Origin of the sequence: Cellvibrio fontiphilus (genome assembly GCF_042646205.1) — a bacterium.
In the GTDB taxonomy this organism is placed as follows: domain Bacteria; phylum Pseudomonadota; class Gammaproteobacteria; order Pseudomonadales; family Cellvibrionaceae; genus Cellvibrio; species Cellvibrio fontiphilus_A.
On sequence record NZ_JBHRTF010000003.1, the window covers coordinates 352098 to 374902 of the forward strand.

The following is a 22805-nucleotide window of genomic DNA, read 5'->3' on the forward strand; positions in this document are numbered from 1 at the left end:
ATTTTTTCGCCGTGTTTTCCTGTTTTTTACATTGGCTTACATGTTGCTTAGCCTTCGTTTGCCGATTAATGACCGGCAGGTTTAACCGCGAAATCTTCTTTGTCACAACAAACCGATCAATGGGTTGTGATGTTTAACTCGCGGCAAACCAAACGCTAATCTTGACCGGCAATGGGCCACAACACCGGCGCCGGTCTTTTTTAGGATGAGCGTTCTATTTTAAAACCTTTAAATGTTGAAAGCCTTAAATGAATCTCCCTATGAGGACACTGGTTTATGTCGAATTTTTCCCAGCGTTTGCCGTCTCGCCTTGGCAAAGCTTTGCAATTGTTATCAACGGTCGCGGCAATATCGCCATTGGTATTGTCAGCCACTAGTTTTGCTGCTGATGTCAAAACACCTGCCATTCCTGGCGTGGTGAAAGAGGGCACCCTTGTACAATTTATCAAAGAAGGTTTTGAAGGGACTGAAGGGCCAATCGCTGCACCCGATGGCAGTTTGTTATTTACGGAAACCCGCGCTAACCGCATTACCAAAATCGCTGCGGACAATACCATTTCCAGTTTTTTGGAAAACTCCAATGGTTCGAATGGCCTTGCATTCGCACCGAATGGCGACTTGATTACGGTGCAAGTGAATAACAATCAGGTAGGTGTGATTTATCCAAAAGGCCGTGAAAAAGTATTGACCAATAATTTTGAAGGCCAGCCCTTCCAACGCACCAATGATTTGGTATTAGCCAAAAATGGCGGCATTTATTTTACCGACAGCGGCCCCGGCCAAGGTGTAGTTGCAGAGCCTAAAACCGGCGTGTATTACATTAGCCCCGAAGGCAAGACCAAGCGCGTAGTGGGTATTAATGAAATTGAGCGCCCCAACGGTATTCAGCTGAGCCGCGATGAAAAAACCTTATACGTTGCTAATACCGGCGGTGAATATGTGTTGTCATTCAGCATTAATGCCGACGGCACCTTAAAAGACCGCAAGAATTTTGCAAAAATTCCTAATGGCCTGCAAAAGAACGAGCAGGGCGCACTGTCAAGTGGTGCAGATGGGTTGGCGATTGATGCGGAAGGGCGTTTGTACGTGACATCCAATGCTGGTGTTGATGTATTTGATGAACAGGGCAAATTCCTCGGCGGCATTCCTGTGCCACACAAACCGCAGAATGTTGCCTTTGCCGGTAAAGATAAGAAAACCCTCTACATCGTTGGCCGTGGTGCAGCGTATAAAGTTGCGGTACTTACTCCCGGCTTTGCTGGTCGCGTGAAATAATCCTACTGAGTAATTCATAAATCAGCAATTCATAAATCAGTAATTCAAAAATCCTGCAGGAGCAATTCTGCGGGATTTTTTTGAAAAAAATAAAACCTGCAATTGGCAATCTAGAGCAATCAAAAAACAGCAGCCAAGTGTTGGCTAATCATCAGTCTGTAGGCTTGCTACTGCTTAAATAAAAACAATCGTATGGCTTGCCTCTTTTTGGCTTAAGCACCTGCCAAAAGGTTATTTCAAAAAACCCTTAAAAATCAATTATCTAAAACTTAATTAAAAAATTTTGTGGAAAATACAACAGGTAATCCTTCGCTGGTATGGCACTTGCTCTATAGGTGTTATCCCAGAGTGTTTCTGGTAACCCATGTTGGTGTGGGAAATTCCATCGTGTTGAAGGACATTGCGTTATGAAATCGCCTGTTAAATCGTCTCTTAAATCATTTGCCAAGTTGTTGTCTGCTGTGACGCTAATCGCTGCGCCATTGTTGTTTACCCCTGTTTCATTTGCCCAAACACAAGCGGCAAATGCTGCGCCTGCCGCGAAATATGAAGCAAAAAGCCCAAAATTAAACCGTGCACAAATTGATAAATTATTGAGCAAACCTGAGCAACTTATTTTTATTGACCTGCGCCGCCCGGATGAACTCAGCAGAATCGGTGGTTTCCCTGTTTACCTCAGTATCCAGTTGGCCGATCTTGAAAAGAGCCTCGCCTTTATTCCGAAAGACCGCACTATTGTCACGCTATCCAATCACGCTGGCCGTGCGCTGCGCGGTGCAGATTTGCTCGCTGAAAAAGGCTTCAAAGTCGCAGGTGCTGCCGGTGTACAAGATTATGAAGCAGAAGGCGGCACCCTGAGCAAAATCGTTCCTCCAGCTCCAAAAGGTTAATACAAATGAGCGCAACTGATTTACTTCAAACCATGTATGACTCGCCCCTGGGAACATCGCTTGCTGAGTCGCTTTATATGTACCCCTTGGTGGAGGGCGTGCATTTACTCAGCCTGGCTTTTTCATTTGGTTTGATTGTGCTTACGGATTTGCGGTTGATTGGTATTGCGTTTAGCCGTGTTCCCGTCGCCATTGTGTTGCAGCAATTGCGCCCTTGGTTACTCGGTGGATTTGTCGTCACTTTTGTCACCGGCATTTTGCTCACCTTTGCCGCTGGTCCTGAATTAATCGCATCACCTATTTTTCCCTTGAAATTGTTGCTGATTGTTTTGGCCGGTATTAATGCGCTGTGGTTTGAACTGAAATTCGGGCGCAGCGTTACAAACTGGGGGCTCGCATCTGCGCTTCCTGCTGCCTTACCCGCAGGTGCGAAATTGGCGGGGTGGATATCGCTGGTGCTGTGGAGTGCGGTGGTCGTTTTAGGGCGATTAATTCCCTATCTGGACTCTGGTTTTTAAGCAATTTTTTGTATGGGCAACTTATCATGAACACCCAGGAATTATTTCAAGCTGTACAAAATAGTGATATCGCCATTGCTTTGGGGCAGGCGCCGATTTTTTTTGGAATTCTGGCGCAACTCTTTCATATCAGCGGGCTGGTATTGCTGCTGACTTCCATTTTGTTAGTGAATTTGCGTTTGCTGGGTGTTGGCTTTACCTGGTTCTCGGCACCGCAACTAGCGCAATACACCAAACCGTTTATTTATACCGGATTGCTTTTTTTAATTCTGTCCGGTGTTTTTATGTTGGCTCCCAGCGCTGCACTCTACGAACCCAACCCTGCATTTTGGATCAAGCTCAAACTCTTTGCAGTGGCCTTGTTTATCCAATTTACGCTCTACCGCGCCGTGAGCACTAACGAAAACCCTAATCGCGTTCTGGCGGTGACAACTGCCATTGTATCGCTGGTGCTTTGGTTCAGTGTTGGCCTTGCGGGCAGGGCGATAGGTTTTGTGGCGGCCTGATTTTTTTCTCATCTATCTCTTTAAATCAATTCATCTAAATCAAACCATTTAATAAAAGAGGAAAACCAATGAAACTTAAAATGCTTGCTATCTGTACCGGTCTGTTAGGTGCCAGTGTTGCTTTTTCCAGTGTGTCTGTGTTTGCGCAAAATACTGCGCCTGCCGCTGCACCCGCACAACAACAGCGTCCGCAAATCAGCCCTGAAGAAGCGCTGCAAAAATTCAGCTTTTTTGTGACCAGTGTTGGTTTGGGCAAGGGCGCAAATCTGGGTGGTTTGGCCGGTGCGGATGCACATTGCCAAACACTGGCAAAAGCTGCTGGTGCAGGCAATAAAACCTGGCGTGCCTATTTAAGTACACAAGCAGCGGATGGCAAGCCCGCCGTTAATGCGCGTGACCGCATCGGCAAAGGCCCTTGGTACAACGTAAAAGGTGTGCTGATTGCCAACGACCTTGGGCATTTGCATGGCGACACTCTCGCGCAAGCACAATTGGGCAGCAACCTCACTCGCAATCAGGCGTTTAATGAAAAAGGTGAGCGCGTGTTAGCGGCGGGCGATACACCCAACCAGCACGATATTCTTACCGGCTCCAAAACCGATGGCACCGCGTTTACCGATGCCGCCGATCACACCTGTAAAAATTACACCAGCACGGCTGCCGATGGCTCTGTGCAAGTGGGCCACTTTGACCGCACCGGTGGCGGCAATGCCTCCTGGAATTCGGCGCATGGCAGCCGTGGTTGCAGTCAGGAAAATTTAATCAGCACCGGTGGTGCGGGGCTCTTTTATTGTTTTGCGGTGAATTAATTTTTTGTGAACTTATTTTTTACTCAATATGTTTGTGAATTTTTTCAGGAGTAAATCATGCAGCGCCAATTTACCTCTGTAGCCTGTATCGCGCTGCTGGCATTGGCATCCGGTTGTGAAAAGCAACCGGATTCCGCGAACAATATCGCAGCCAATATCGCAGCGAAAACCACCACAGCTGTGGCATCCGCAGTGGCTACTGAATCGTCAAACTCTGTTAATCCTTTTAAGCCCTCGGCGACTCTGCAAGAAATTATGTTGTCGGTGATTGACCCGAATGTTGATCCCATTTGGAATGCCATTTCTACCGAAGTGACTGAACAAGGTGAAATAGAAACGCGCCCGGACAGTGATGAGGATTGGGCTACTCTGCGCAATCATGCAATTAGCTTGCGCGAGGCTTCCAATTTATTAGTGATAGAAGGGCGTGCGGTTGCGCATAGCCATGCCAATACCTCCAGTCACGAATCGGAATTACAGGCCGATGCCATTCAAGCATTGATTGCTGCGCAGTGGTCTGAATTTATTGCGCGCGCCCATGCCTTGCACGATGCAGCCAATTTAGCGATTGAAGCAATCGATGCAAAAAATGTGGAAAGGCTGGAAGAAGTCGGTGGGATTATCGAGCACAGCTGTGAAGGCTGCCATTCACAGTTTTGGTATCCGGGCGATAAGGTTCCTACTCATTAGTCGTACTGATCATAAACAGCGGTCACTCCCTTAAGCGGGAGTGACTTTATAAAAATTACCGTGTAAGGGTTGCCGGTTTCCATTCCCGCGTTTTCACTAATTCATTTTCCATTAATTGATCAGGCGGGCTGACCACCAGTGTGTCGGCAGCGCTTATCCCCTCCAGCACTTCAACATCACGCCCCAAATCGCGCCCGAGTTTTACATTGCGAAATTGAATTTTATTATCGGCATCAACCACTGCAATACGTTGGAATTGATCGCGAATAATTAAGGTTGCGGAGGGAACTATTAATGTTTCTACGCTATTGCTGACGGGAATATTCACTTCAGCATAAGCGCCCGGTAATAAACTGGCATTTTTATTGGGCAATAATAAATCCACCTGCCGCGAGCGAGTGCTGGGATCTATACCGCCAGCGATACGCTCAACCTGTGCAGACACTGTGCCTTGCACTTCGCGCAGTGTGAGTTCTACTGGCTGGCCAATCGCGAGATTATCCGCATACGACTGCGGAACCCAAATGCTTGCGCGCAATGGATCGGTTTGGGTGATGGCAAATAATTCTTTATCGCCTTGCGCAACATAATCGCCAATTTCAATACTGCGGCGGGTGATGATGCCATCAAAAGGTGCGCGGATATGACGGAAATTTTCGACATTATCCAAACGCTTGACGTTGGCATCGGCCGCTTGTAGATCGGCGCGAGCCTGACGTACGGCGCTGCGTTTTTCATCCAAATCCTGTAATGAAATAGCGCTCTCGCGTTGTGCGAGTGAATCCCAGCGCGCCAGTGTTTTTTCTGTCAGCTCCAAATGTGCGGCCAATTGTTCGCGTTCGGCTTTTGCCTGCGCGAGTTGCTGCTCCTGCTCCGGCGTATCGAGTGTGGCAAGCAACTCACCGCGCTTGGCGTAATCGCCAATGCCTTTGTGCCACTGTGACACATAACCGTTGGTGCGCGCGTAAATCACCGCTTCGGTATTGCCGCGCAAACTGGTTGGCAAACGCAGGTTGTGCTGTAGCGCTCCGGGTTTTGCATTGGTGGTCAGTACACTGCGCTCCAGTGTGGCCGCAGTGTATTCCTCCAGTGCTTTGGCATCGCGCTGGTTCACCAGTGCACGTGTTGCGCCGCTCACTAACAATAATCCCACTAGCGCAAATGCTACACGTCGCGTTGTGACCTGCGTTTTTTTATCCTGCACGAGTGGCGTCGCCTGTGAATCGCCAGTGGGTAAACGGTGGTAATCATTCATAGTCAATCACTACATACTCAAAAAAATAAAATGGTTCAGGTCAATTAATCTGTGCAAAAAACCTAATAGCTAAATGCAGAAACAGACTGGCCATGCGGTGTGCGTTTTAATAAATACTGGTGGATGCTGGCAAATACCAGCGGCACAAATACCAGTGTAGACACAGTGGCAAACAACAAGCCGCCAATTACCGCACGCCCCAGTGGCGCGTTTTGTTCGCCGCCTTGGCCGAGGCCGAGCGCCATGGGCAACATGCCTGCCATCATCGCGCAGGCGGTCATAAGTACCGGGCGCAAACGCGTAGCAGCGGCATCCAATGCGGCCGCGATGGGCGCTGCGCCTTCTTGCAAACGTGTGCGCGCAAATGACACCAATAAAATACTGTTGGCCGTTGCCACACCCATGGTCATGATGGTGCCGGTCAGTGCCGGAACGCTGAGTGTGGTGCCGGTTAAAAATAGCATCCAGGCAATACCTGCGAGTGCAGCGGGCAGGGCGCTGATAATAATCAGCGGGTCAAGCCAGCTTTGAAAATTAATCACCACTAAAAAATACACCAGCACCACAGCCATCAAAATGCCGAGTGTCAGGCCATTAAAGGCCTCGTTGAGTGTTTCTATTTGGCCGCGTACTTTAATCTCTACACCGCGTGGCAATTGATTTTTAAATTCTGCAATCAACTTATTGATGTCGCGGCTGATTGCACCTAAATCCCGCTCCTGGAAATTCGCGTGAATATTAATCATGCTGGTGTTGTTGTAACGGTTAACGGCGGATACCTGCGAACTGCGTTCATAGGTCACCAGATTGCCTAGCAATTGCTGTTTGCCATCACTGCCTTTGCCAATCGGAATCGCCAACAGTTCTTCCAGCGAATCCATTTCCATTTCTATGGTTTTTGCACCTATGTTGTAGGTGTTGCCATTGGCTTCGTTTAACCAGTAGGTTGGTGTGGTCTGCATACTGCCGCTGAGGGAGATCATCATATTCTCTGCAACATTGCGCGCGCTTAGCCCAAGTTGGTGTAATTGAGTGCGGTTCATTTGCAACGATAAAGTGGGCTTGCTCCAGCGCTGGTACACGTGTGCATCCACAATGCCGGGAATGTTGCGCAGCGCATGATTAAATTGCGCGGTAATGGGCAATACATCCTGCGCTTTACCGCCAATAAATTGCACATCAATCGGTGCAGGAATTCCAAAATTTAATGTTTGGCTAATTTGGTCGGCGGGTTGGAAAAAGAATTCCACATGAGGGAAGCGCTGCGGCAGTATCAGGCGCAGTTGTTTCATAATGGCATTGCTATCCATTTCTTCTGTATTACCGCTTAGGCCACCTTTTTTAAAGCTGAATAAAATTTCTGTATCAGCCGATTCAGCCGAGCCTGAATTTCCATTCAGTGTATTAATGGTGCTGTAAGGCCCGCCGATAATATCCAGCATATCGCCCATTTGCTCCGCGGGAATGACTGCGCGAATTTCCTTATGTATTTCATCAATCAATGCCGGCATTTGTTCAAGGCGAGTACCCGAGGGTGCACGCACATGCAAACGCAATTGGCCGCTGTCTACCACCGGGAATAAATCCTGCCCCAGCAGTGGAAACAAACCGATGGATAGCACACAAAACCCCAGAAAGCAGGCAATTGCACGTTTGGGTTTTTGCAGCAGTTCTGCCATGACTAAGGTGAAACGGCTGCGAAAATTTTCAAAGCCGCGATTAAAACGCAAATGCACCCGCATAAACCGGTTGTGTGGTTTAGCAGAATTTTCCACGGTGTGGAGCTGGCTGATGTCATGTGTTTGTTGGTTATCAGAATGCGTGTGCTGGGCTATAGAATTTGTGTGCTGAGTGGCAGCATGATTACGCATCATAAACATCACCAAAGTCGGCACCAGCGTGCGCGATATAACGTAAGACGCAATCATCGCAAACACCACCGCTTGCCCGAGCGGAATAAACAAATAGCTGGCAATGCCATCCAGAAAAAACATCGGCACAAACACAATACAAATACACAGGGTGGATACAAATGCTGGTACGGCAATTTCTTGCGCGCCATCCAAAATGGCTTGCAGGGGCCCTTTACCCATCGCCATGTGCCGCTCAACGTTTTCAATTTCTACCGTCGCGTCATCGACAAGAATACCCACGGCCAATGCAAGGCCGCCGAGCGTCATCAAGTTAATGGTCTGCCCAATCAAATGCAGGCAAATAAGCGACACCATAATGGAAAGCGGAATAGACACCGCAATAATCAGCGTGCTGCGCCAGTTGCCTAAAAATAACAAAATCAAACTCGTGGTGAGGCAGGCCGCAATTAACCCCTCATGCACCACATTGTTGATGGCCGCTTTCACAAAAATGGATTGGTCAAACATCAGTTTAATATCAATGCCCTCCGGCATTTTGGCGAGCATTTCGGGAATAGAATTTTTAATGTGGTTAACGGCCTCAATGGTGGATACACCACCAAATGCCAATACTGAGTTCAATACACTGCGCGATCCATTTTGGCGGGCAATGGTTGTGGCCGGTAAAAAACCATCGCGCACGTTTGCAACATCGCGCAACAATAATGTGCGGCCGCGTTCACTGCGCAGTGGAATATTGCCAATCTCATCAATGGTCGCAATCGCGCCATTTAATTTAATATCAAACTCGCTATCGCCCACTTTCATGGTGCCGGTGGGCAAAATTAAATTTTGCGCACCCATCGCCGCTACTACTTCTGCAGGTGTAATGTTATTGGCGAGCAGCGCTGCCGCATTAATATCTACCGAGATCTGACGCGAGCGCGAACCGTAAGGGAAGGTGAGTGAAAGCCCTTTTTTACTGGACACAATAGGCCTCAACACAGTACCTGCGGCATCACCAATTTCAATATCAGAAAGGCTGTCGCTGGAAATACTTAACTGCACCACCGGCAATTCCGATGCCGACCAAGCCCGAACACGCCCCGCCTGAATTCCCTGCGGCATACCCCGCGCTGCGCCGTTAGCACTCATAGTGGTTTGTGTCAGCGCGGTATTAATATCGGTTCCCGGCTGAAAAAATACTTTCACAATGCCCATGCCCGCAGCAGAGAAAGATTCCGTATGCGCAACATTATCCACCGCCTGCCCAAGCTCCCGCTCCGCCTGCGCCGTAACCCGCTCAGACATCTCCTTCGCCGTCATCCCCCGGTATTCCCACAGCTGCGCTACCACAGGAATATTAATTTGGGGAAAAATATCCGTCGGCATCCGCACTAATACAAACGGCATCGCCAACAAAATCAAAATCGCCGCCACAATAAATGTATAAGGGCGGCGCAACGCAATATTAACAATCCACATGAGCAGTGTTTCTTTAGCAGCAACAACAAAATGAAAAAACCAATTTCCCCCTATCAGCAATAACCGCGCCATTTACCAATTGCACTAGTGCTTGCGCTCGGGTAGTGTTGGCTAGTGGTTATTAGTGTTTGAAAACCAGCATTTGCGGCTGATATTTCAACAGTGAGTGATGTTGGTGTAATGCGGTGTAATGGATTTTTTGAAGTAAAAACGTAGGTTGCGGGTGAGCTTGGGAACTCCAACAAGCTGATGGACGGGAATACGCCCAGTGTTGATGCAGACCAATGTCTGAATAAAAGCTAGTAATGGGGTGTGATTGGAAGATATGCTATTAAATAAATTTAAAACCTTAGGCGGAAAATTTTCGATTTGAAATGCGGAAAGATTCCATTTAATCACATTGTTAGAGCGATATATGTCAGACTTTCCAACAAGGGCTAATTTTTTTGATGCTTCAGCTTTAGCAAAGGTATACTCGAAAGAATACGGCTCAGATATTTTAATTGAGTATTTTTACAATTATGCACCAACAAAATTCACCACGCCATTTTGCTTGTACGAAGCACTGAATGTGCTAAAAACAAAATGGTTGCACAGAAAAGAGTTAGCAAGCCCGAATATCTAGAAGCATCTTTTAGACTTGTAACTCACTATAGAGCAATATCTTAACATGTTAATGATCTTGAGTTTTCAGATCGTATTGTTTTTGAAAAAACGCAGAGTATTGCGGAGAAATATTCCCTTGATTTATCCGATGCATTTCAAATTTTAACTGTTAAAGAGGGAGAGTTTTCATTTTTCTGTGATCATTCGGTAACTCTTCTAATAACTGCAGACAAAGCGCTTGCTCAAGCGGCGCAACAAGAAGGAATTAAAACTTGGTATTGTTTAGATCCAGAAATACCAAAGTAGCATGTAGGTACGATTAGCGCAGCGTAATCGTACGCATGAAAAACCAATCGCCAAATTTCAGGAGGCAAGGAAATGCCCAATTATTGCTGAAATCTGCCTCACAAATAATAAGCCAACAAAAAGTTGGGCATCTCTGCCCAACCTACCTTTCAAAAAATCAAAATCTCCCACTAAACGTTACACCAACCCAACGCGGCACTGCTGGTGTGTAGTTGTTCCAGGTGCGGGCGGTTGGGGTGTCGTCGTCTAACAGGTTTTTTACGACGAGGTTTACATCGAAGGTTTGATTGGTGTTGCCGAGGCCAATACCGAAATCCACAATTGTGCGGCCTTCAATCCAGCCATAGCTTGAGAGCGAGTTATCGGAATTGTATTTGCTGTTGTATTGCGCGTTTAAGTTGGTGTGGAATTCTTTGCCGTCCCATACCGGCAGGCGGTAATCCACGCCCAGGTTAAATGAATATTTGGATGCGCCGGGTAGGGTTTCACCGCTTACGTCCTGATATTGCGGCGCGCCTGTGTAGCCATTTTCTGATGGCTGGGGTGAGTTGGTGAATTCAATGTATTTTGCATCGGTAATCGCGCCCGCTAAACGTAAAGTGGTATTGGGGATGCCGGAATAAACGCTGTCGATTTCAATACCGCGTGCGCGCACTTTGGGAATGTTAGCGGTTGCGTTGGTGTAAACATCGTTAGCAGTTGGGTCGGCTTGGCGGTTCAGGTTGGTGGTGTATTCGTCATACACGCGGCTGGTTTGTTGGTAATCCTTAATGTTCATTTCAAACAGCGCGATGTTAAATACCAGTGTGTTATCCAACAGCAGCGATTTCACACCTAATTCCAGTGCATCGTTTTTCTCTTCTTTTACCAAATTGGAAATGCCATTAGTTGCCTGCGCGATACCAGCTTTCTCGCCATGCTGCCAGGAGAAATAACCGGTCAGGTTTTCATGGAATTTATAGGTGGGGCTGATGACAAAGGCGGGCAGGGTTTTCTCGTAGCGTTCTACATTAATCTCGTTAAACACCACACCAATTTGCGATTGGCGCAGTGCTTTGGCAGCGCCAACCTGTGCTTTTTGCGCAGCGGTCAAACTGTTATAGGCATCGCCCGGTGCTGCGCCTGCGGCTTTGCCGAAATATTCAGCGGCAAGTTGATCAGCAAGGGTTAATTGTGCGGTGGAGTTGTCGGTGACTAATGACTTGGTGCCATCGGCATTGGTGACAATGCGCCCGAGGGTTCCCGCTGGAATGGTCAGGCTATCGCTGATTTTGGTGGCGCTGTTAACGGAATGGAAACCGCCAAGGTTTACCTCGCCCACATTGGCAGGATTCAATTCAGCACCGAAGCCGTGATCTTTAATATAGGTTGATGTGCGATTGGTGCGTTCCTCGCGGGTAAAACGTAAGCCGGTGGTGAGCACAAATTTGTCGGTGAAATTCCAGTTAGCTTGGCCGAAGGCGGCGATGCTTTCGTTGTTGATGTCCTGAAAACCGGCAGGGCTATTCCATGCCATATCCAGACCCGAGAGCGAATTAATTAACAGGTAGCGGCCAGCGCTGTCTTTATCGAGAGTGGTGTACTGCGCGCTACTGGCAAACCAGGCACCGGCATCATTGCCCCACACACGTTGGTATTCTGCTTGGTTGTTGACATCCAGATAATACAAACCGGTTTGATAATCCACAAATCCGCCTTGCTGCGAGCTCAAACGCAATTCCTGACTGACTTGTTTGTAGTCGTTAAAAAATCCACCGGAATTGCGCTGGATATCAAAGGGCGTGCCTTCATCGTTCACCGCGTTAAAGTGGTAATCCTTATAGGCGGTGATGGAGGTAATGGTGTGTGAATCCAGCTTCCAATTTAAATCCAGCGTTGCGCCGTTGCTACCGGTAATGAGCGGGCGGCGGCCATCGGTGTTGTATTCGTTTTCGCCGCCACCGAATAAATAATCATCCTGATAATTGTAATTCGGGCTCTGGGTAAACCAGCGGCGCGTTAAGCGTTTGCTCGCATCGGAATTATTTGGGTTAGTGCTGCCATCGGAATATTTCTCCGGTGTGGGCGTATAAATAGTGCGGCCATTGGTGCGTTCACCGGAACGCGGCTGCACATCCACCGCGAGCCGCGTACTGAAATCTTCTGTAGGTGTTAGTAAAAATTGTACGCGACCAGACACGCGCTCTTTATTAGAAATGCTTTCATCGCTGTTGTAAGCATTTTTAATATCGCCCTGGCCTTTGCTTACGCTGAGTGTGCCGCGCCATGCTAATAAATCGTCTACCACGGCACCACCACCGGCAAAGCGGCCTTGTACTGTGTCCCATTCACCGAAGGTGAGCGAGTAAGAAAAATCTGAATCAAACGAGGGGCGTTTGGTGGTGACATTAATGGCACCTATGCTGCTATTTTTACCCAGCAAGGTACCCTGTGGGCCGCGCGCAACTTCTACGGTTTCGATATCGGTGAAATCAAAACTCGATGAAAGCGCGTTATAGGCATAGTTAACACCATCCACAATTAAACCCACCGCCGGGTCTTGCGCTTCGGTTTGGCCTTGTTTGCCAATACCGCGAATAGAGAGGCTGCTGGTTCTTTGGTTACCCTGATTCCAGGAAATATTGGCGAGCCGCTGGGTGAGGGCACTGATGTCAGTCGCATTCAAACGCTCCAGCTCTTTACCTTGTACGACCGATACCGACAGCGGAACGTCTTGCAGTTTCTCAATGCGGTTACGGCTGCGCACTGTCACCACACCCAGCACCAGTGGCTTATTTTGCGCACTGGCATTTGTGTTATTCGCAGCAGTGGTTGTTTGCGCCGTTTGATTTTGTGCAGTGCTTTTTTCAGCAGTTGCGGTTGTTGTTTGTGCAACAGCGATGGATGAAAAAGCCAATGCCGCGATGGCTAAAGCAAGCGGTTTGGTTGCGAAGAAAACATTTGCTGTTGTGTTCAGATCTTTTACTGTTTGCTTGCTATCAACAACTGTTTCATTTCTATCAATCAGGTTGAGCGAGGTAATTTTCTTGCGATGTTTCATTGACTAACTCCAGTGATTTGTTTTGTTAACATCACAGGATTTCGCAACTTGTGTGCCAAATAAAAAATACCTTGTGATCGTCAATAAAAAATAAAAATAAAATTTCAATAAATTCAATGAAGTAAATGGTGATTAGATTTTTTGTGTAACTGAATTTTAAATAATGGCTCGCTAGTTGCTTTTACCTAACTGTATTTTCTTTGCTGTTGAGTTTTCAATAACAAACCATTTTCAGTAAAACCAATAGCGCATATCAGTGTGCAATAGGGTAGGAGCAAGTAGATGAGAAATAGAAAAGTCTTGCTGGCAGTGTTGGTTAGCTTGTCAGCCGGCGTTTTGGGATTTGGCCAAGCAGTCGCACTAACAGAAAAAACAGAAAAAAAGATAGAGAAAAAAGCAGAAAAAACAAAACCCATTACCAGCACTGCATCGCGTGATTGGGCTTATGAACCTATCAGCAAAAATGTTGTGGTGCCGGACGCTAATGGCAGCAAATGGGTACGCACGCCTATCGATAATTTTATTCTGGCGCGTTTAAATGAATATGGATTGACTCCGGCAGAGGAAGCCGATCGCGCTACTTATATTCGTCGTGTAACCCTGGATTTGATCGGGTTTTTACCTACGCCGGATGAAGTCGCTGCGTTTGAAAAAGATAAATCGCCCGATGCTTATGAGAAAGTCGTTGATCGCCTGCTTGCCTCACCGCATTTCGGTGAGCGCCAGGCTCGCCGCTGGTTGGATTTGGCACGTTATGCGGACAGTGCTGGTTTCCAGAATGACCAGACACGCCCGAATAATTGGCGCTACCGCGATTACGTTATCAAATCCTTTAACGAGGATAAGCCTTTCAACCAATTTGTACGCGAGCAAGTCGCGGGCGATGAATTGTGGCCAGATAATCAGGAGGCAAAAATTGCTACAGGGTTGTTGGCGGGTTACCCGGATAATTTTAACTCGCGTGATTTGGTGCAACGTCACTACCAAATTGCGACCGATATGACCGATCTGGTTGGCGAAACTTTTCTTGCGTCTACTATCGGTTGCGCGAGATGTCACAACCATAAAATCGACAAGATCAGCCAGGTTGAATATTTCCAACTGCAAGCCTTTTTTGCTAACACCTTTAACAATGAACGTGTGGAATTAGCAAAAGGTACTGAAACGCAATGGGATATTGATTTTATTACCGCGCAAGCGGCGTATCAGGCAGCGATCAAACCGATTACCGACCAACAAAAAGCCATTCTGGATCAGGTGCGTGAAAAAGGGCGTAAGTATCACAACGAGCGCTATTTAACTGACAGCCGCGATGCGATTTTTAAACCCAAGGAGCTGTGGACGCCGCTCGATAAATGGGTGAACGCACGTTTGAATGCAGTGGCATCCGAGCGCGATATTGTGGCTTATTTGCGTGAGACCACGGCAAATAAAGATCACCCGCAATACGATCCGGCCAATGTGGAGCGCTGGGTTGAATACGAACGTTTGACTGAAGAGTTGAAAAAATTTGATCACCTGCGTCCGCGTCGCGGATCAAAAACCTACACAGCGTTAACCGAACTGGGAACAGAGGCACCGCCAATCCACGTGCGTTTTAACGGTATTCACGAACGCCCATTGGACGCAGTTGAACCGGGCTTACCTAAGTTGTGGGCGGCCAATTATCCGCTGACGATTACCCCGACCGCGACATCCACTGGCCGCCGCACGGCTTTGGCAAATTGGTTGGTGAGTGAAGAAAACCCATTAACCAGCCGTGTGTATGTGAACCGTGTATGGGCGCAATTATTTAACAAAGGAATTGCGGGCATCGTAGAAGATTTTGGTCGCGCCGGTGAAAAACCCACGCATCCGGAATTGTTGGATTATCTCGCCAACCAATTTGTGAACAACGGTTGGAGCGTGAAGAAACTGCAACGTGAAATCGTATTGTCGGCAGTGTATCGCCAATCATCCGATGAACGTGCCGAGGTATTGAAAATAGATCCAGCCAATAAATTGTTGGCGACTTACCCACGTAAACGTTTGGAAGCAGAAGAACTGCGTGACTCCTTATTGTTTGCCGCCGGTGAGTTGGATGAAACTATTGGCGGGCCAGCGGTATTCCCGAAAGTGCCAGCCAGTTTGGTGGCCGGTAATGTGTTGGCCAATGGCGGCGGTGCGCTTTGGGAAGACGCAAAAGACCCTAACGACCATAAACGCCGCAGCATTTATACCTTTGTGCGCCGCAGTTTGCCTTATCCGTTAACCGCCTCTTTTGATCCGGCAGACCCTTCCAAGCCGCATCACAAACGCGATGTCACAACAACGCCGTTGCAAGCCTTGACCCTGTTCAACAGCGATGTGGTATTCGGTTGGTCGCAAGCATTGGCCGGGCGAGTGATCGCGGACGTTGGCCCCAATGAAGGTGCGCAGATTGATCGCTTGTATGAAATTTTGTTCTCGCGCAAACCCACCAGCAAAGAAAAATCGGCGCTCAAGGGTTTCTTGAAAGAACAGGAAAAATTAGTGGCGCAAAAAGCCTGGACGGACAAGTTTGAAGTGGCAGTGCCTACCGGCTTGAAAGACACCAAAAATCTGGATCCGTTTAAAGCGGCAGCCTTTGTGGATTTGGTGCATGCGGTCGCTAACTCCAACGATTTTGCGTATCGATTCTGATACGCAAAATCCAAAAATTTTTATTCTTAATTCTTTTAACAACAGCTTTTAACAAAAGCTATTTAAACAAATGGCTATTAACACATTACTGATGAGATAAAGGCAATGGACAATAAATCACGTCGCGATTTTTTAAAGAACACTGGCTTGGGAGTAGGTGGTGCGGCTTTGGCAGGCGCTATTCCCGGTTTGAATATTTCTGCCGCACGTGCGTCAGATCTGGTTAACCCGGTAGACCCTTTAGCGCCGAAAGAACCACATTTTCCAGCGAAAATTAAATCGGTTATTTGGTTACACCAAAACGGCGCGCCCAGCACCCTGGACTTATACGATTACAAACCCGAGCTGGTAAAAAATGCCGGCAAAGGTGTGCCGGATTCATTTTTGAAAGGCATTAAAACCAGTACCCAGGGTGGGGTCAATGAATTATTTGTTTCCAACAAAAGAAGTTGGAAACAATACGGCGACAGTGGTGCATGGTTTTCCGATTTATTGCCAAACCTTGCTAACCACGCCGATAAACTTACGTTTATTAAATCCAGCGTGACCATTGGTGCAACCCACGATATTTCCATTTTGAAATTAAACACTGGCGATCTGAACCCTGGCCGTCCGTCATTGGGTGCATGGATTTCCTACGCACTGGGTACGGCCAATCCGGATTTGCCACCCTACGTAGTGTTGTACAACGGCGCATCGGAACCGCGCGCAGGTTCGGTGAATTGGCATTCCGGTTTCTTGCCTGCCGTTTACCAAGGGACTGCATTCCGCCCCGGTGCATCGCCTATTTATTATTTGGATCGCCCGGAATTGCGCTCGGCATTACAACAGCGCAATTCACTGGATTTGCTCAACAAACTAAATCAGTTGGGTGCGAGCAATCGCCCGCTGGATAGCGAATTAAAAGCGCGTTTGCGCTCTTACGAATTGGCTGACCGCATGCAAGTCGCTGCACCAGAAGCGGTTGATCTCAATAAAGAAAGTGATGCAACCAAAAAACTCTACGGTATTGATGACCCGATCAGCAGCAGCTACGGCACCACGCTGTTGCGCGCGCGCCGTTTGGTTGAGCGCGGTGTGCGTTTTATCCAAGTGGTGAGTGGTGCGCCCGATGGCGAAACGGAAATCACCAGCTGGGATGCGCACGATGATCTGGATAAAAACCACGGTCTGATGGCAAAAATGGTGGATAAACCCATCGCCGGTTTATTGGAAGATTTGAAATCACTCGGTTTGTTGGAAACAACCTTGGTGGTGTGGACGTCGGAATTCTCGCGCACACCTTGGGGCGAGAGCGGCACTGGCCGTGACCATAACCCATGGGGCTACACGCAATGGATGGCGGGTGGCGGATTAAAAGCGGGCTTCACCTACGGCGCAACCGATGAATTGGGTGTGCAGGTTGCCGATAAAGATACCGCCGTGGATACCTACGATTTGCACGCGACTGTGTTGCATTTAATGGGCTTGAACCATTTGAAGACGACTTATATCAACAACGGTCGCTCTGAGCGACCAACGGTAGTCTTCGGTAAAGTGGTAAAAGATATTTTGGCGTAAGCCTTTGCTAACACGAACGCGAGGTAGACAGTCTGCCTCGCGTTTGCGTAAGCAAACTAGTGCACCAAAGCAAGTCGAAAAAATGTATTGTTTTAAATAGGTAAAAAGTCTGATGCGTAATCCTGCGGGTGCTGTTCGTTTTAGTGTATTAAATATTTTGTTGTTAATTGTTGCGAATATTGTGTTTGTATCGGCGCTTTTTTCACACAATATATTCGCACAAGAGCTGGAAATGGACATGGATTTGATGCAAACCATTGAAAGCACCAACGATAATTTATCGTCCAATATTGCGTTGGAAAATGCTGAATCGGCAATTGCCGATGCGCAAACACTCAATGAGTTGTTTGCGGTGGTAGCGGATCACTATCAACAAGAATTGGCTGCAGGAAAGGATGTGGCTGAGGCAGTTGATCTCACCAATAAAAGCCTGAAATTTTCCAGCGAAATTATCACCTTCCTGCAGCAAGAGGATTACGAGAGTGCTGCCAACACAGCCACTGATTTAGCCCGAACCTGTAAAACCTGCCACAATTTTTATAAAGAAGATTGAGCTATGCTGCACCCATTGCAACGCAGGTGGTCAGCTGGCGTGCTGGTTTTTTTGTTGATTGGAGTTATGTGTATTGTTGTCGATGCCGCTGCAAGTACAACCACTGGTGAGGTTGTCACTCCCGCCGCACTGGCTATAGGTAATAAAGCTGCACAGGACGAGCGCTGCGCTGAATGCCACGGTCTGGATGGCAATGTGCATCACCCCAATGAGGCTGGAAAAATTCCCAAGCTTGCCGGCCAGCGCCCGGACTATTTACTGAAACAGTTTCAGGATTTCCGCAGTGGCGAGCGGCATAATGATTTTATGGCACTCATGGCACGCAATCTGGATGATGCCGATGTCGAACCGATTTTCGCGTGGTACGTAAACCAAACGCCAATGAGTGGTAACGGCATCAATAAAGACAAGGCTAACGAAAACAGCACAGTCAGCGCATTGGGTGAAACCCTTTTTTTAAATGGGGACAGCAAACGCGATATTGTTGCCTGCGCGTTATGCCACGGGGCGGACGCTCGCGGTGTGGATGCGCCTGTTAATGGTTATGCGCAATTAGCACCGGAATTAATTCCAGTATTGGCAGGGCAGGACTGGCATTATCTGGATCAGCAGTTGCGCAATTGGCGTTCAGGCGAACGAACTAATAGCCCAGACAGCATTATGAATCGTGTTACGCAGCAGCTGACGGATGAAGAGATTTCAGCGCTTAATGATTACCTTTCCGGCTTACCTTAACGTGTAGATCTTATCTAACAGGAATTTATAATGAAAATGATGAACAAATTAATCCTCACCAGCCTGTTCGCGGGTGTGTTGTCTCTGCCAGTAAACGCTGCCTTGGAAGCCGGTGCCCAAGCACCTTTGTTTACGCTGGAGGCATCGCTGGCAGGAAAAGCATTTCAATTCTCGCTACAGGAAAAATTAACCTCCGGCCCAGTGGTGGTGTATTTTTATCCGTCGGCCTATACCAACGGTTGCAATATTCAGGCGCATACATTTTCGGTCAATGCCGACAAGTTTGCCGCAGCGGGTGCCACAGTTATTGGCGTTTCATTGGACAGTATTGAGCGCCTGAATGAATTCTCTGCTGACCCTGAATATTGCGCTGGTAAATTTGCCGTAGGGTCTGATGTAGGTGGCAAGGTTGCCAAAGCATTTGAGCTTAATGTGCGTGATGCAGTTGAGGGGAAGGTGGACTCTCGTGGTAAGGCTATCAAGCATGGCTTTGCTGAGCGAACCACCTTTGTGATTACCCAGGACGGGAAAATCGCCGCCACCATTGGCGGTGTAACACCGGCAGAGAATGTGAAAGCGGCATTAGAGAAAGTTCAACAATTGGCTAAAACCAGCCATTAATAGTGTTTTTCCGTGTGATCAAAAATCAACAATCAGTGTTCGCTCTGTTTGTGTTCTGTGTATAAATCAACATTCATCAGCGCTGTTATTAACAGCGCTGATTTTTTTTATCGTCTTCGCTGTTAAATCCGTCTGCGTAAAAAACAGCACGCCATCAAATTGCCCTGCATCAATTGGTGCAATTCCTATTGTTATTGTTTTCATTTCAGCAGATGCTGCCTGATTTTTAGGATGCAGTGTATTTTTCATACTAATTTTTACATTTTCCACTCAATTTTCATTTTGTAGTTTCTGTTCTTTTACTCTCTTTCACAGCTCTTTTTGAATCTGGCCTGATGTTTGCTCTTTGGTGAGTTACATGAGTCATATTTGTTAATTTAACGTTAATAGCTTGTTTACCGGAGAGAGAAATATGTTAAGGCCATCCAAAAACGGGTTGGGTATTTTGGTAGTGGGTGCGGCCAGTTTATGGGTTGCATCTGTACCCGTATCGGTATCCGCACATCACGCATTTTCTGCAGAGTTTGATGCACAAAAACCCTTTGAGCTAAGTGGCACAGTCACCAAAGGCAAATGGGTGAATCCCCACAGCTGGGTATATGTAGATGTGAAAAATGCCGATGGCACAGTGACCAATTGGGGTTTTGAATTTGGTTCGCCGTTTGCGCTAAAACAAAAAGGCTTGACCAAAGCAACGCTGCCCGCGGGCACTGAAGTAACTGTGAAAGGTTACCTTGCTAAAGATGGCCAAAGCTTTGGTTATTCCACCAGCATCACCTTGCCGGATGGCCGGGTATTCCAAACCGGCGGCGCGCAGGATGCCCCCACAACACCATCGCGCCCTGCAGGTAATTAATGATGAATTTGGAGCTTGATGTGCAAGGTTTTTATCGGAAAGGTTTTTTTAATCACACCCAGCCTTCATCAAAATGGATGGCGGTGTTTCTGTGGTTAGTGATTGTGCTACTGGTTGTTACATCGCTTACCTTGGGTGTGCAATCGGCAAGCGCGGCTGAAAAAATTCCGCGCTTGAATGGCAAGCCGGATTTTTCCGGTATCTGGCAAACCACGAGCGCAGCGGATTACGATTTGGAACCGCACTCAGCGCGTATCGATGCACCACCGGGGCCGGGAGTAGTGGAGGGCGGTGAAATTCCTTACAAGCCTGAAGCCCTGGCGAAACGCAAACAAAACTTTGAAAACCGTTTTAAAGCTGACCCACGTTTGAAAGGTTGGACATTGGGTGTGCCGCGCGGCATTTATTATCCCGAGCCGCTGCAAATTTTCCAGCGCGAGCGCGACATCACTATCATCCATCAATTCGGCCACTCCATTCGCACCATCCATACCAATGGAACCGATCATCCACGCGATCCCAACGATTGGTGGTTGGGCGATTCACGCGCTAAATGGGAGGGAAATACATTGGTGGTGGATGTAAAACACTTTAATGATGAAACCTGGCTGGATCGTTCAGGCAATTATCACAGTGATGCCCTGCATGTAGTTGAGCGCTGGACATTGATTGATGCAAACACGATTGAATACAAAGCGCGTATCAGCGATGAAAAAGTGTTTACCCGCCCATGGGATATCACTGTGTTCCTGCATCGTCACCGCGAGCCGAATTTTCAATTGGTTGAGGATTATCGTTTTACGCTCGATTACGACCAATATTATCCCTATCCCGCTGAACGCGCTCCCAAAGCGCAGCCCAAGTAGATATTGCAGGTGTGCATCATGAACAGAAAAAATTTATCTGGCAAAACTAAACCGGCGCGCAAAACAATACAGATACACAAAAAAATACAGCTAGGCAAAGCAATCAAGGCAGTTCTTCTCAGTGGGATTGCTGCGGCACTGCTGGTGCAAACTGCCTTTGCCAACTATGAGCGCTGGGAAGCGGAGCGCGCGCAATTTCCAAAATTTGAACGTGAAAAAACCGTTTATAAAGTCAGCCAAGGCAAATGGACGGGAAAGCGTTTAAGTGACGGCCAACCGGATGTGCAAGGACATTGGTCGAATACTATTTCCAATCACACTAATTTTACTGACCCACAGGGGGCAACTCCGGGCGAACCACCGCGTACTCCATTAGGGCCGCGTGAATCCCGCGCGCCCAGCCGGGTTGTTGACCCTGCAGACGGGCAGGTGCCTTATCAACCCTGGGCACGTGAATTACAGCAAGAATATTTGAAAAATTTCAGCGAGCCGGTGAAGCCGGAATATGTAGAACCTTTGGCCCGCTGTGCACCGGGTGGGCCATCCAAATCGTTTATGTGGCACGGCTATGAGATACGCCAGTATCCCGGATATGTATTGTTCCTGTTTGATTCGGGTTCGCGGATTATTCATTTGGTAAAAAAGGGTGAGTTGGATAAAAAACCGCATCTGGATCAAAAAATCCGTTTATGGAATGGTGATTCACGCGGTTACTGGGAAGGTAATACCCTGCATGTTGAGGTGCGCAATAACAATTCCAAATCGCGTTTTGGTCGCACAGGGGAATTCTCCGGTACAGAAACGACAGTAGTGGAAAAATTCATTTTTGAAGATAAAGGCGAGCGTTATTTATATTCCGCAACCTATACCGACCCTACTGTATTTACGCGCCCCTGGACGTTGGAAATACCGGCGCGCCGCGTAGAAAATTTTGCTGAAGATGGCTGGAATAACCAATTAGGTATTGCGAACCACAAAGGCAAAAAATTGTTACTGGAGCCTTATGAACAAATTTGTACGGAAAATAATGGAGGTTTTGGTGGCGGTGCAGTAATTGGTGCAGGCAATGCAGCTCCTATTTACTAAACCTCTGTGTGTAAAAGAAAAATACTTATCTAACCATTAATCAGCAAATAATCAGGAAATAAATATCTATGAATCGTGCAGCCAGTGTTATTCCATTTTTAAAAACAAAAAACCTGTTAAGCATAGCCGCCGCTGTTTTTTTGGTGAGCAGCAGCGCAAGCCTGTTTGCCGCTGAACCCGCCAAAGCGGCACCAGCGGCTGGGCCTTCACCGGCCAAACAAGCAATTGCCGTGCGCAAAGCCGCCTTTGTATTGATTGCCAATAATTTCAAACCGATTGGCGAAGTCTTGCAAGGCAAGGCGCCTTACAATCAGGCAGAGATTGTGAAACGCGCGCAACGTGTCGCTTTTTTAAGTGAATTATTGGACGGGACATTTCCGGCAGATTCAAACCTGGGAACACCCGATACCAAAACCAAAGCCGAAGCCTTTACCAACGCAGCGGATTTTGAAAAATTACTAAAAGAGTTCCAGGCTAATACCAAAACACTGGCTGTGGTTGCCGCTAAAGAATCAACCGCATCTGATGCGTTTAAAAACGCAGCAAAAGCAGTGGCTGAAGGTTGTAAAGGTTGCCACGACAAGTACAAGGAAAAATAATCGGTAAAACTCCGGCCATTACACTGCTTTTGAGG

20 protein-coding genes are annotated in these 22805 nt (G+C 47.6%); 16 read left to right on the forward strand and 4 right to left on the reverse strand.

Annotated features, from left to right (window positions below; all coding sequences use genetic code 11):
• Positions 1-276 precede the first annotated feature (276 nt).
• The 6 genes from ACFODX_RS07095 (at position 277) to ACFODX_RS07120 (ending at position 4688) form a co-directional block, all read left to right on the forward strand.
• Positions 277-1275: an SMP-30/gluconolactonase/LRE family protein gene (locus ACFODX_RS07095; protein WP_378117504.1), complete on the forward strand. Its 999-nt coding sequence runs from the start codon at positions 277-279 to the stop codon at positions 1273-1275.
• 407 nt (positions 1276-1682) lie between these two features.
• Complete coding sequence (locus tag ACFODX_RS07100) at positions 1683-2165, forward strand: rhodanese-like domain-containing protein (RefSeq protein WP_378117506.1); 483 nt, start codon at positions 1683-1685, stop codon at positions 2163-2165.
• Between the two features lie 5 nt (positions 2166-2170).
• Complete coding sequence (locus tag ACFODX_RS07105; protein WP_378117508.1) at positions 2171-2683, forward strand: DUF6644 family protein; 513 nt, start codon at positions 2171-2173, stop codon at positions 2681-2683.
• 26 nt (positions 2684-2709) lie between these two features.
• Complete coding sequence (locus ACFODX_RS07110) at positions 2710-3189, forward strand: DUF6644 family protein (protein WP_378117510.1); 480 nt, start codon at positions 2710-2712, stop codon at positions 3187-3189.
• Positions 3190-3257: 68 nt separating this feature from the next.
• Positions 3258-3998 (forward strand): hypothetical protein, encoded by a 741-nt coding sequence (locus ACFODX_RS07115; protein ID WP_378117511.1) that lies wholly within the window; start codon positions 3258-3260, stop codon positions 3996-3998.
• Positions 3999-4055: 57 nt separating this feature from the next.
• Positions 4056-4688 (forward strand): hypothetical protein, encoded by a 633-nt coding sequence (locus ACFODX_RS07120; protein ID WP_378117513.1) that lies wholly within the window; start codon positions 4056-4058, stop codon positions 4686-4688.
• A 55-nt stretch (positions 4689-4743) separates the two neighbouring features.
• Here the strand turns inward: ACFODX_RS07120 and ACFODX_RS07125 are convergent, their stop codons facing one another.
• Positions 4744-5943 carry an efflux RND transporter periplasmic adaptor subunit gene (locus ACFODX_RS07125; RefSeq protein WP_378117515.1) on the reverse strand — a complete coding sequence of 400 codons (1200 nt, stop codon included), beginning with the start codon at positions 5941-5943 and terminating at the stop codon, positions 4744-4746.
• A 62-nt stretch (positions 5944-6005) separates the two neighbouring features.
• On the reverse strand, positions 6006-9281 hold the full coding sequence (locus ACFODX_RS07130; RefSeq protein WP_378117517.1) for an efflux RND transporter permease subunit: 3276 nt from the start codon (positions 9279-9281) through the stop codon (positions 6006-6008).
• A gap of 415 nt (positions 9282-9696) precedes the next feature.
• On the opposite strand from ACFODX_RS07130, the gene ACFODX_RS07135 reads away from it, so the two are divergent.
• Positions 9697-9906: a hypothetical protein gene (locus ACFODX_RS07135; protein WP_378117519.1), complete on the forward strand. Its 210-nt coding sequence runs from the start codon at positions 9697-9699 to the stop codon at positions 9904-9906.
• 444 nt (positions 9907-10350) lie between these two features.
• Here ACFODX_RS07135 and ACFODX_RS07140 read toward each other — a convergent pair whose 3' ends face one another.
• Complete coding sequence (locus ACFODX_RS07140) at positions 10351-13233, reverse strand: TonB-dependent receptor (RefSeq protein WP_378117521.1); 2883 nt, start codon at positions 13231-13233, stop codon at positions 10351-10353.
• Positions 13234-13515: 282 nt separating this feature from the next.
• Here ACFODX_RS07140 and ACFODX_RS07145 point away from each other — a divergent pair, with 282 nt between their 5' ends.
• The 5 genes from ACFODX_RS07145 (at position 13516) to ACFODX_RS07165 (ending at position 19363) form a co-directional block, all read left to right on the forward strand.
• Positions 13516-15894: a DUF1549 and DUF1553 domain-containing protein gene (locus ACFODX_RS07145; RefSeq protein WP_378117523.1), complete on the forward strand. Its 2379-nt coding sequence runs from the start codon at positions 13516-13518 to the stop codon at positions 15892-15894.
• A gap of 105 nt (positions 15895-15999) precedes the next feature.
• Positions 16000-17454, forward strand: a complete 1455-nt coding sequence (locus tag ACFODX_RS07150; RefSeq protein WP_378117525.1) for a DUF1501 domain-containing protein — start codon at positions 16000-16002, stop codon at positions 17452-17454.
• A gap of 112 nt (positions 17455-17566) precedes the next feature.
• Entirely contained in the window at positions 17567-18007 is a 441-nt protein-coding gene (locus ACFODX_RS07155; RefSeq protein WP_378117527.1) for a hypothetical protein, read from the forward strand.
• A gap of 39 nt (positions 18008-18046) precedes the next feature.
• Positions 18047-18742, forward strand: coding sequence for a c-type cytochrome (locus tag ACFODX_RS07160; protein WP_378117529.1), 696 nt, complete (start codon positions 18047-18049; stop codon positions 18740-18742).
• A gap of 30 nt (positions 18743-18772) precedes the next feature.
• Positions 18773-19363, forward strand: coding sequence for a peroxiredoxin (locus ACFODX_RS07165; protein ID WP_378117531.1), 591 nt, complete (start codon positions 18773-18775; stop codon positions 19361-19363).
• Between the two features lie 66 nt (positions 19364-19429).
• On the opposite strand, the gene ACFODX_RS07170 is transcribed toward ACFODX_RS07165, so the two are convergent.
• The gene (locus ACFODX_RS07170) at positions 19430-19633 is read right to left on the reverse strand and encodes a hypothetical protein (protein ID WP_378117533.1); all 204 of its coding nucleotides are present in this window, start codon (positions 19631-19633) and stop codon (positions 19430-19432) included.
• A gap of 142 nt (positions 19634-19775) precedes the next feature.
• On the opposite strand from ACFODX_RS07170, the gene ACFODX_RS07175 reads away from it, so the two are divergent.
• From ACFODX_RS07175 to ACFODX_RS07190, 4 genes are all read left to right on the forward strand, one after another.
• On the forward strand, positions 19776-20219 hold the full coding sequence (locus ACFODX_RS07175) for a DUF6152 family protein (RefSeq protein WP_378117535.1): 444 nt from the start codon (positions 19776-19778) through the stop codon (positions 20217-20219).
• Positions 20219-21085 carry a hypothetical protein gene (locus tag ACFODX_RS07180; RefSeq protein WP_378117536.1) on the forward strand — a complete coding sequence of 289 codons (867 nt, stop codon included), beginning with the start codon at positions 20219-20221 and terminating at the stop codon, positions 21083-21085. Before ACFODX_RS07175 ends, ACFODX_RS07180 begins: the two co-directional genes overlap by 1 nt.
• 18 nt (positions 21086-21103) lie before the next feature.
• Positions 21104-22171 carry a hypothetical protein gene (locus tag ACFODX_RS07185; RefSeq protein WP_378117538.1) on the forward strand — a complete coding sequence of 356 codons (1068 nt, stop codon included), beginning with the start codon at positions 21104-21106 and terminating at the stop codon, positions 22169-22171.
• A 68-nt stretch (positions 22172-22239) separates the two neighbouring features.
• The gene (locus ACFODX_RS07190; protein WP_378117540.1) at positions 22240-22770 is read left to right on the forward strand and encodes a c-type cytochrome; all 531 of its coding nucleotides are present in this window, start codon (positions 22240-22242) and stop codon (positions 22768-22770) included.
• The last annotated feature ends 35 nt before the right edge of the window (positions 22771-22805 follow it).

Coding starts and splice junctions, on each gene's coding strand:
- ACFODX_RS07140 (WP_378117521.1), bottom strand. CDS start 13,233: ATGAAACATCGCAAGAAAATTACCTCGCTCAACCTGATTGATAGAAAT.
- ACFODX_RS07130 (WP_378117517.1), bottom strand. CDS start 9,281: ATGTGGATTGTTAATATTGCGTTGCGCCGCCCTTATACATTTATTGTG.
- ACFODX_RS07105 (WP_378117508.1), top strand. CDS start 2,171: ATGAGCGCAACTGATTTACTTCAAACCATGTATGACTCGCCCCTGGGA.
- ACFODX_RS07110 (WP_378117510.1), top strand. CDS start 2,710: ATGAACACCCAGGAATTATTTCAAGCTGTACAAAATAGTGATATCGCC.
- ACFODX_RS07125 (WP_378117515.1), bottom strand. CDS start 5,943: ATGAATGATTACCACCGTTTACCCACTGGCGATTCACAGGCGACGCCA.
- ACFODX_RS07185 (WP_378117538.1), top strand. CDS start 21,104: ATGAACAGAAAAAATTTATCTGGCAAAACTAAACCGGCGCGCAAAACA.
- ACFODX_RS07180 (WP_378117536.1), top strand. CDS start 20,219: ATGATGAATTTGGAGCTTGATGTGCAAGGTTTTTATCGGAAAGGTTTT.
- ACFODX_RS07100 (WP_378117506.1), top strand. CDS start 1,683: ATGAAATCGCCTGTTAAATCGTCTCTTAAATCATTTGCCAAGTTGTTG.
- ACFODX_RS07120 (WP_378117513.1), top strand. CDS start 4,056: ATGCAGCGCCAATTTACCTCTGTAGCCTGTATCGCGCTGCTGGCATTG.
- ACFODX_RS07175 (WP_378117535.1), top strand. CDS start 19,776: ATGTTAAGGCCATCCAAAAACGGGTTGGGTATTTTGGTAGTGGGTGCG.
- ACFODX_RS07150 (WP_378117525.1), top strand. CDS start 16,000: ATGGACAATAAATCACGTCGCGATTTTTTAAAGAACACTGGCTTGGGA.
- ACFODX_RS07145 (WP_378117523.1), top strand. CDS start 13,516: ATGAGAAATAGAAAAGTCTTGCTGGCAGTGTTGGTTAGCTTGTCAGCC.
- ACFODX_RS07115 (WP_378117511.1), top strand. CDS start 3,258: ATGAAACTTAAAATGCTTGCTATCTGTACCGGTCTGTTAGGTGCCAGT.
- ACFODX_RS07190 (WP_378117540.1), top strand. CDS start 22,240: ATGAATCGTGCAGCCAGTGTTATTCCATTTTTAAAAACAAAAAACCTG.
- ACFODX_RS07095 (WP_378117504.1), top strand. CDS start 277: ATGTCGAATTTTTCCCAGCGTTTGCCGTCTCGCCTTGGCAAAGCTTTG.
- ACFODX_RS07155 (WP_378117527.1), top strand. CDS start 17,567: ATGCGTAATCCTGCGGGTGCTGTTCGTTTTAGTGTATTAAATATTTTG.
- ACFODX_RS07135 (WP_378117519.1), top strand. CDS start 9,697: ATGTCAGACTTTCCAACAAGGGCTAATTTTTTTGATGCTTCAGCTTTA.
- ACFODX_RS07165 (WP_378117531.1), top strand. CDS start 18,773: ATGAAAATGATGAACAAATTAATCCTCACCAGCCTGTTCGCGGGTGTG.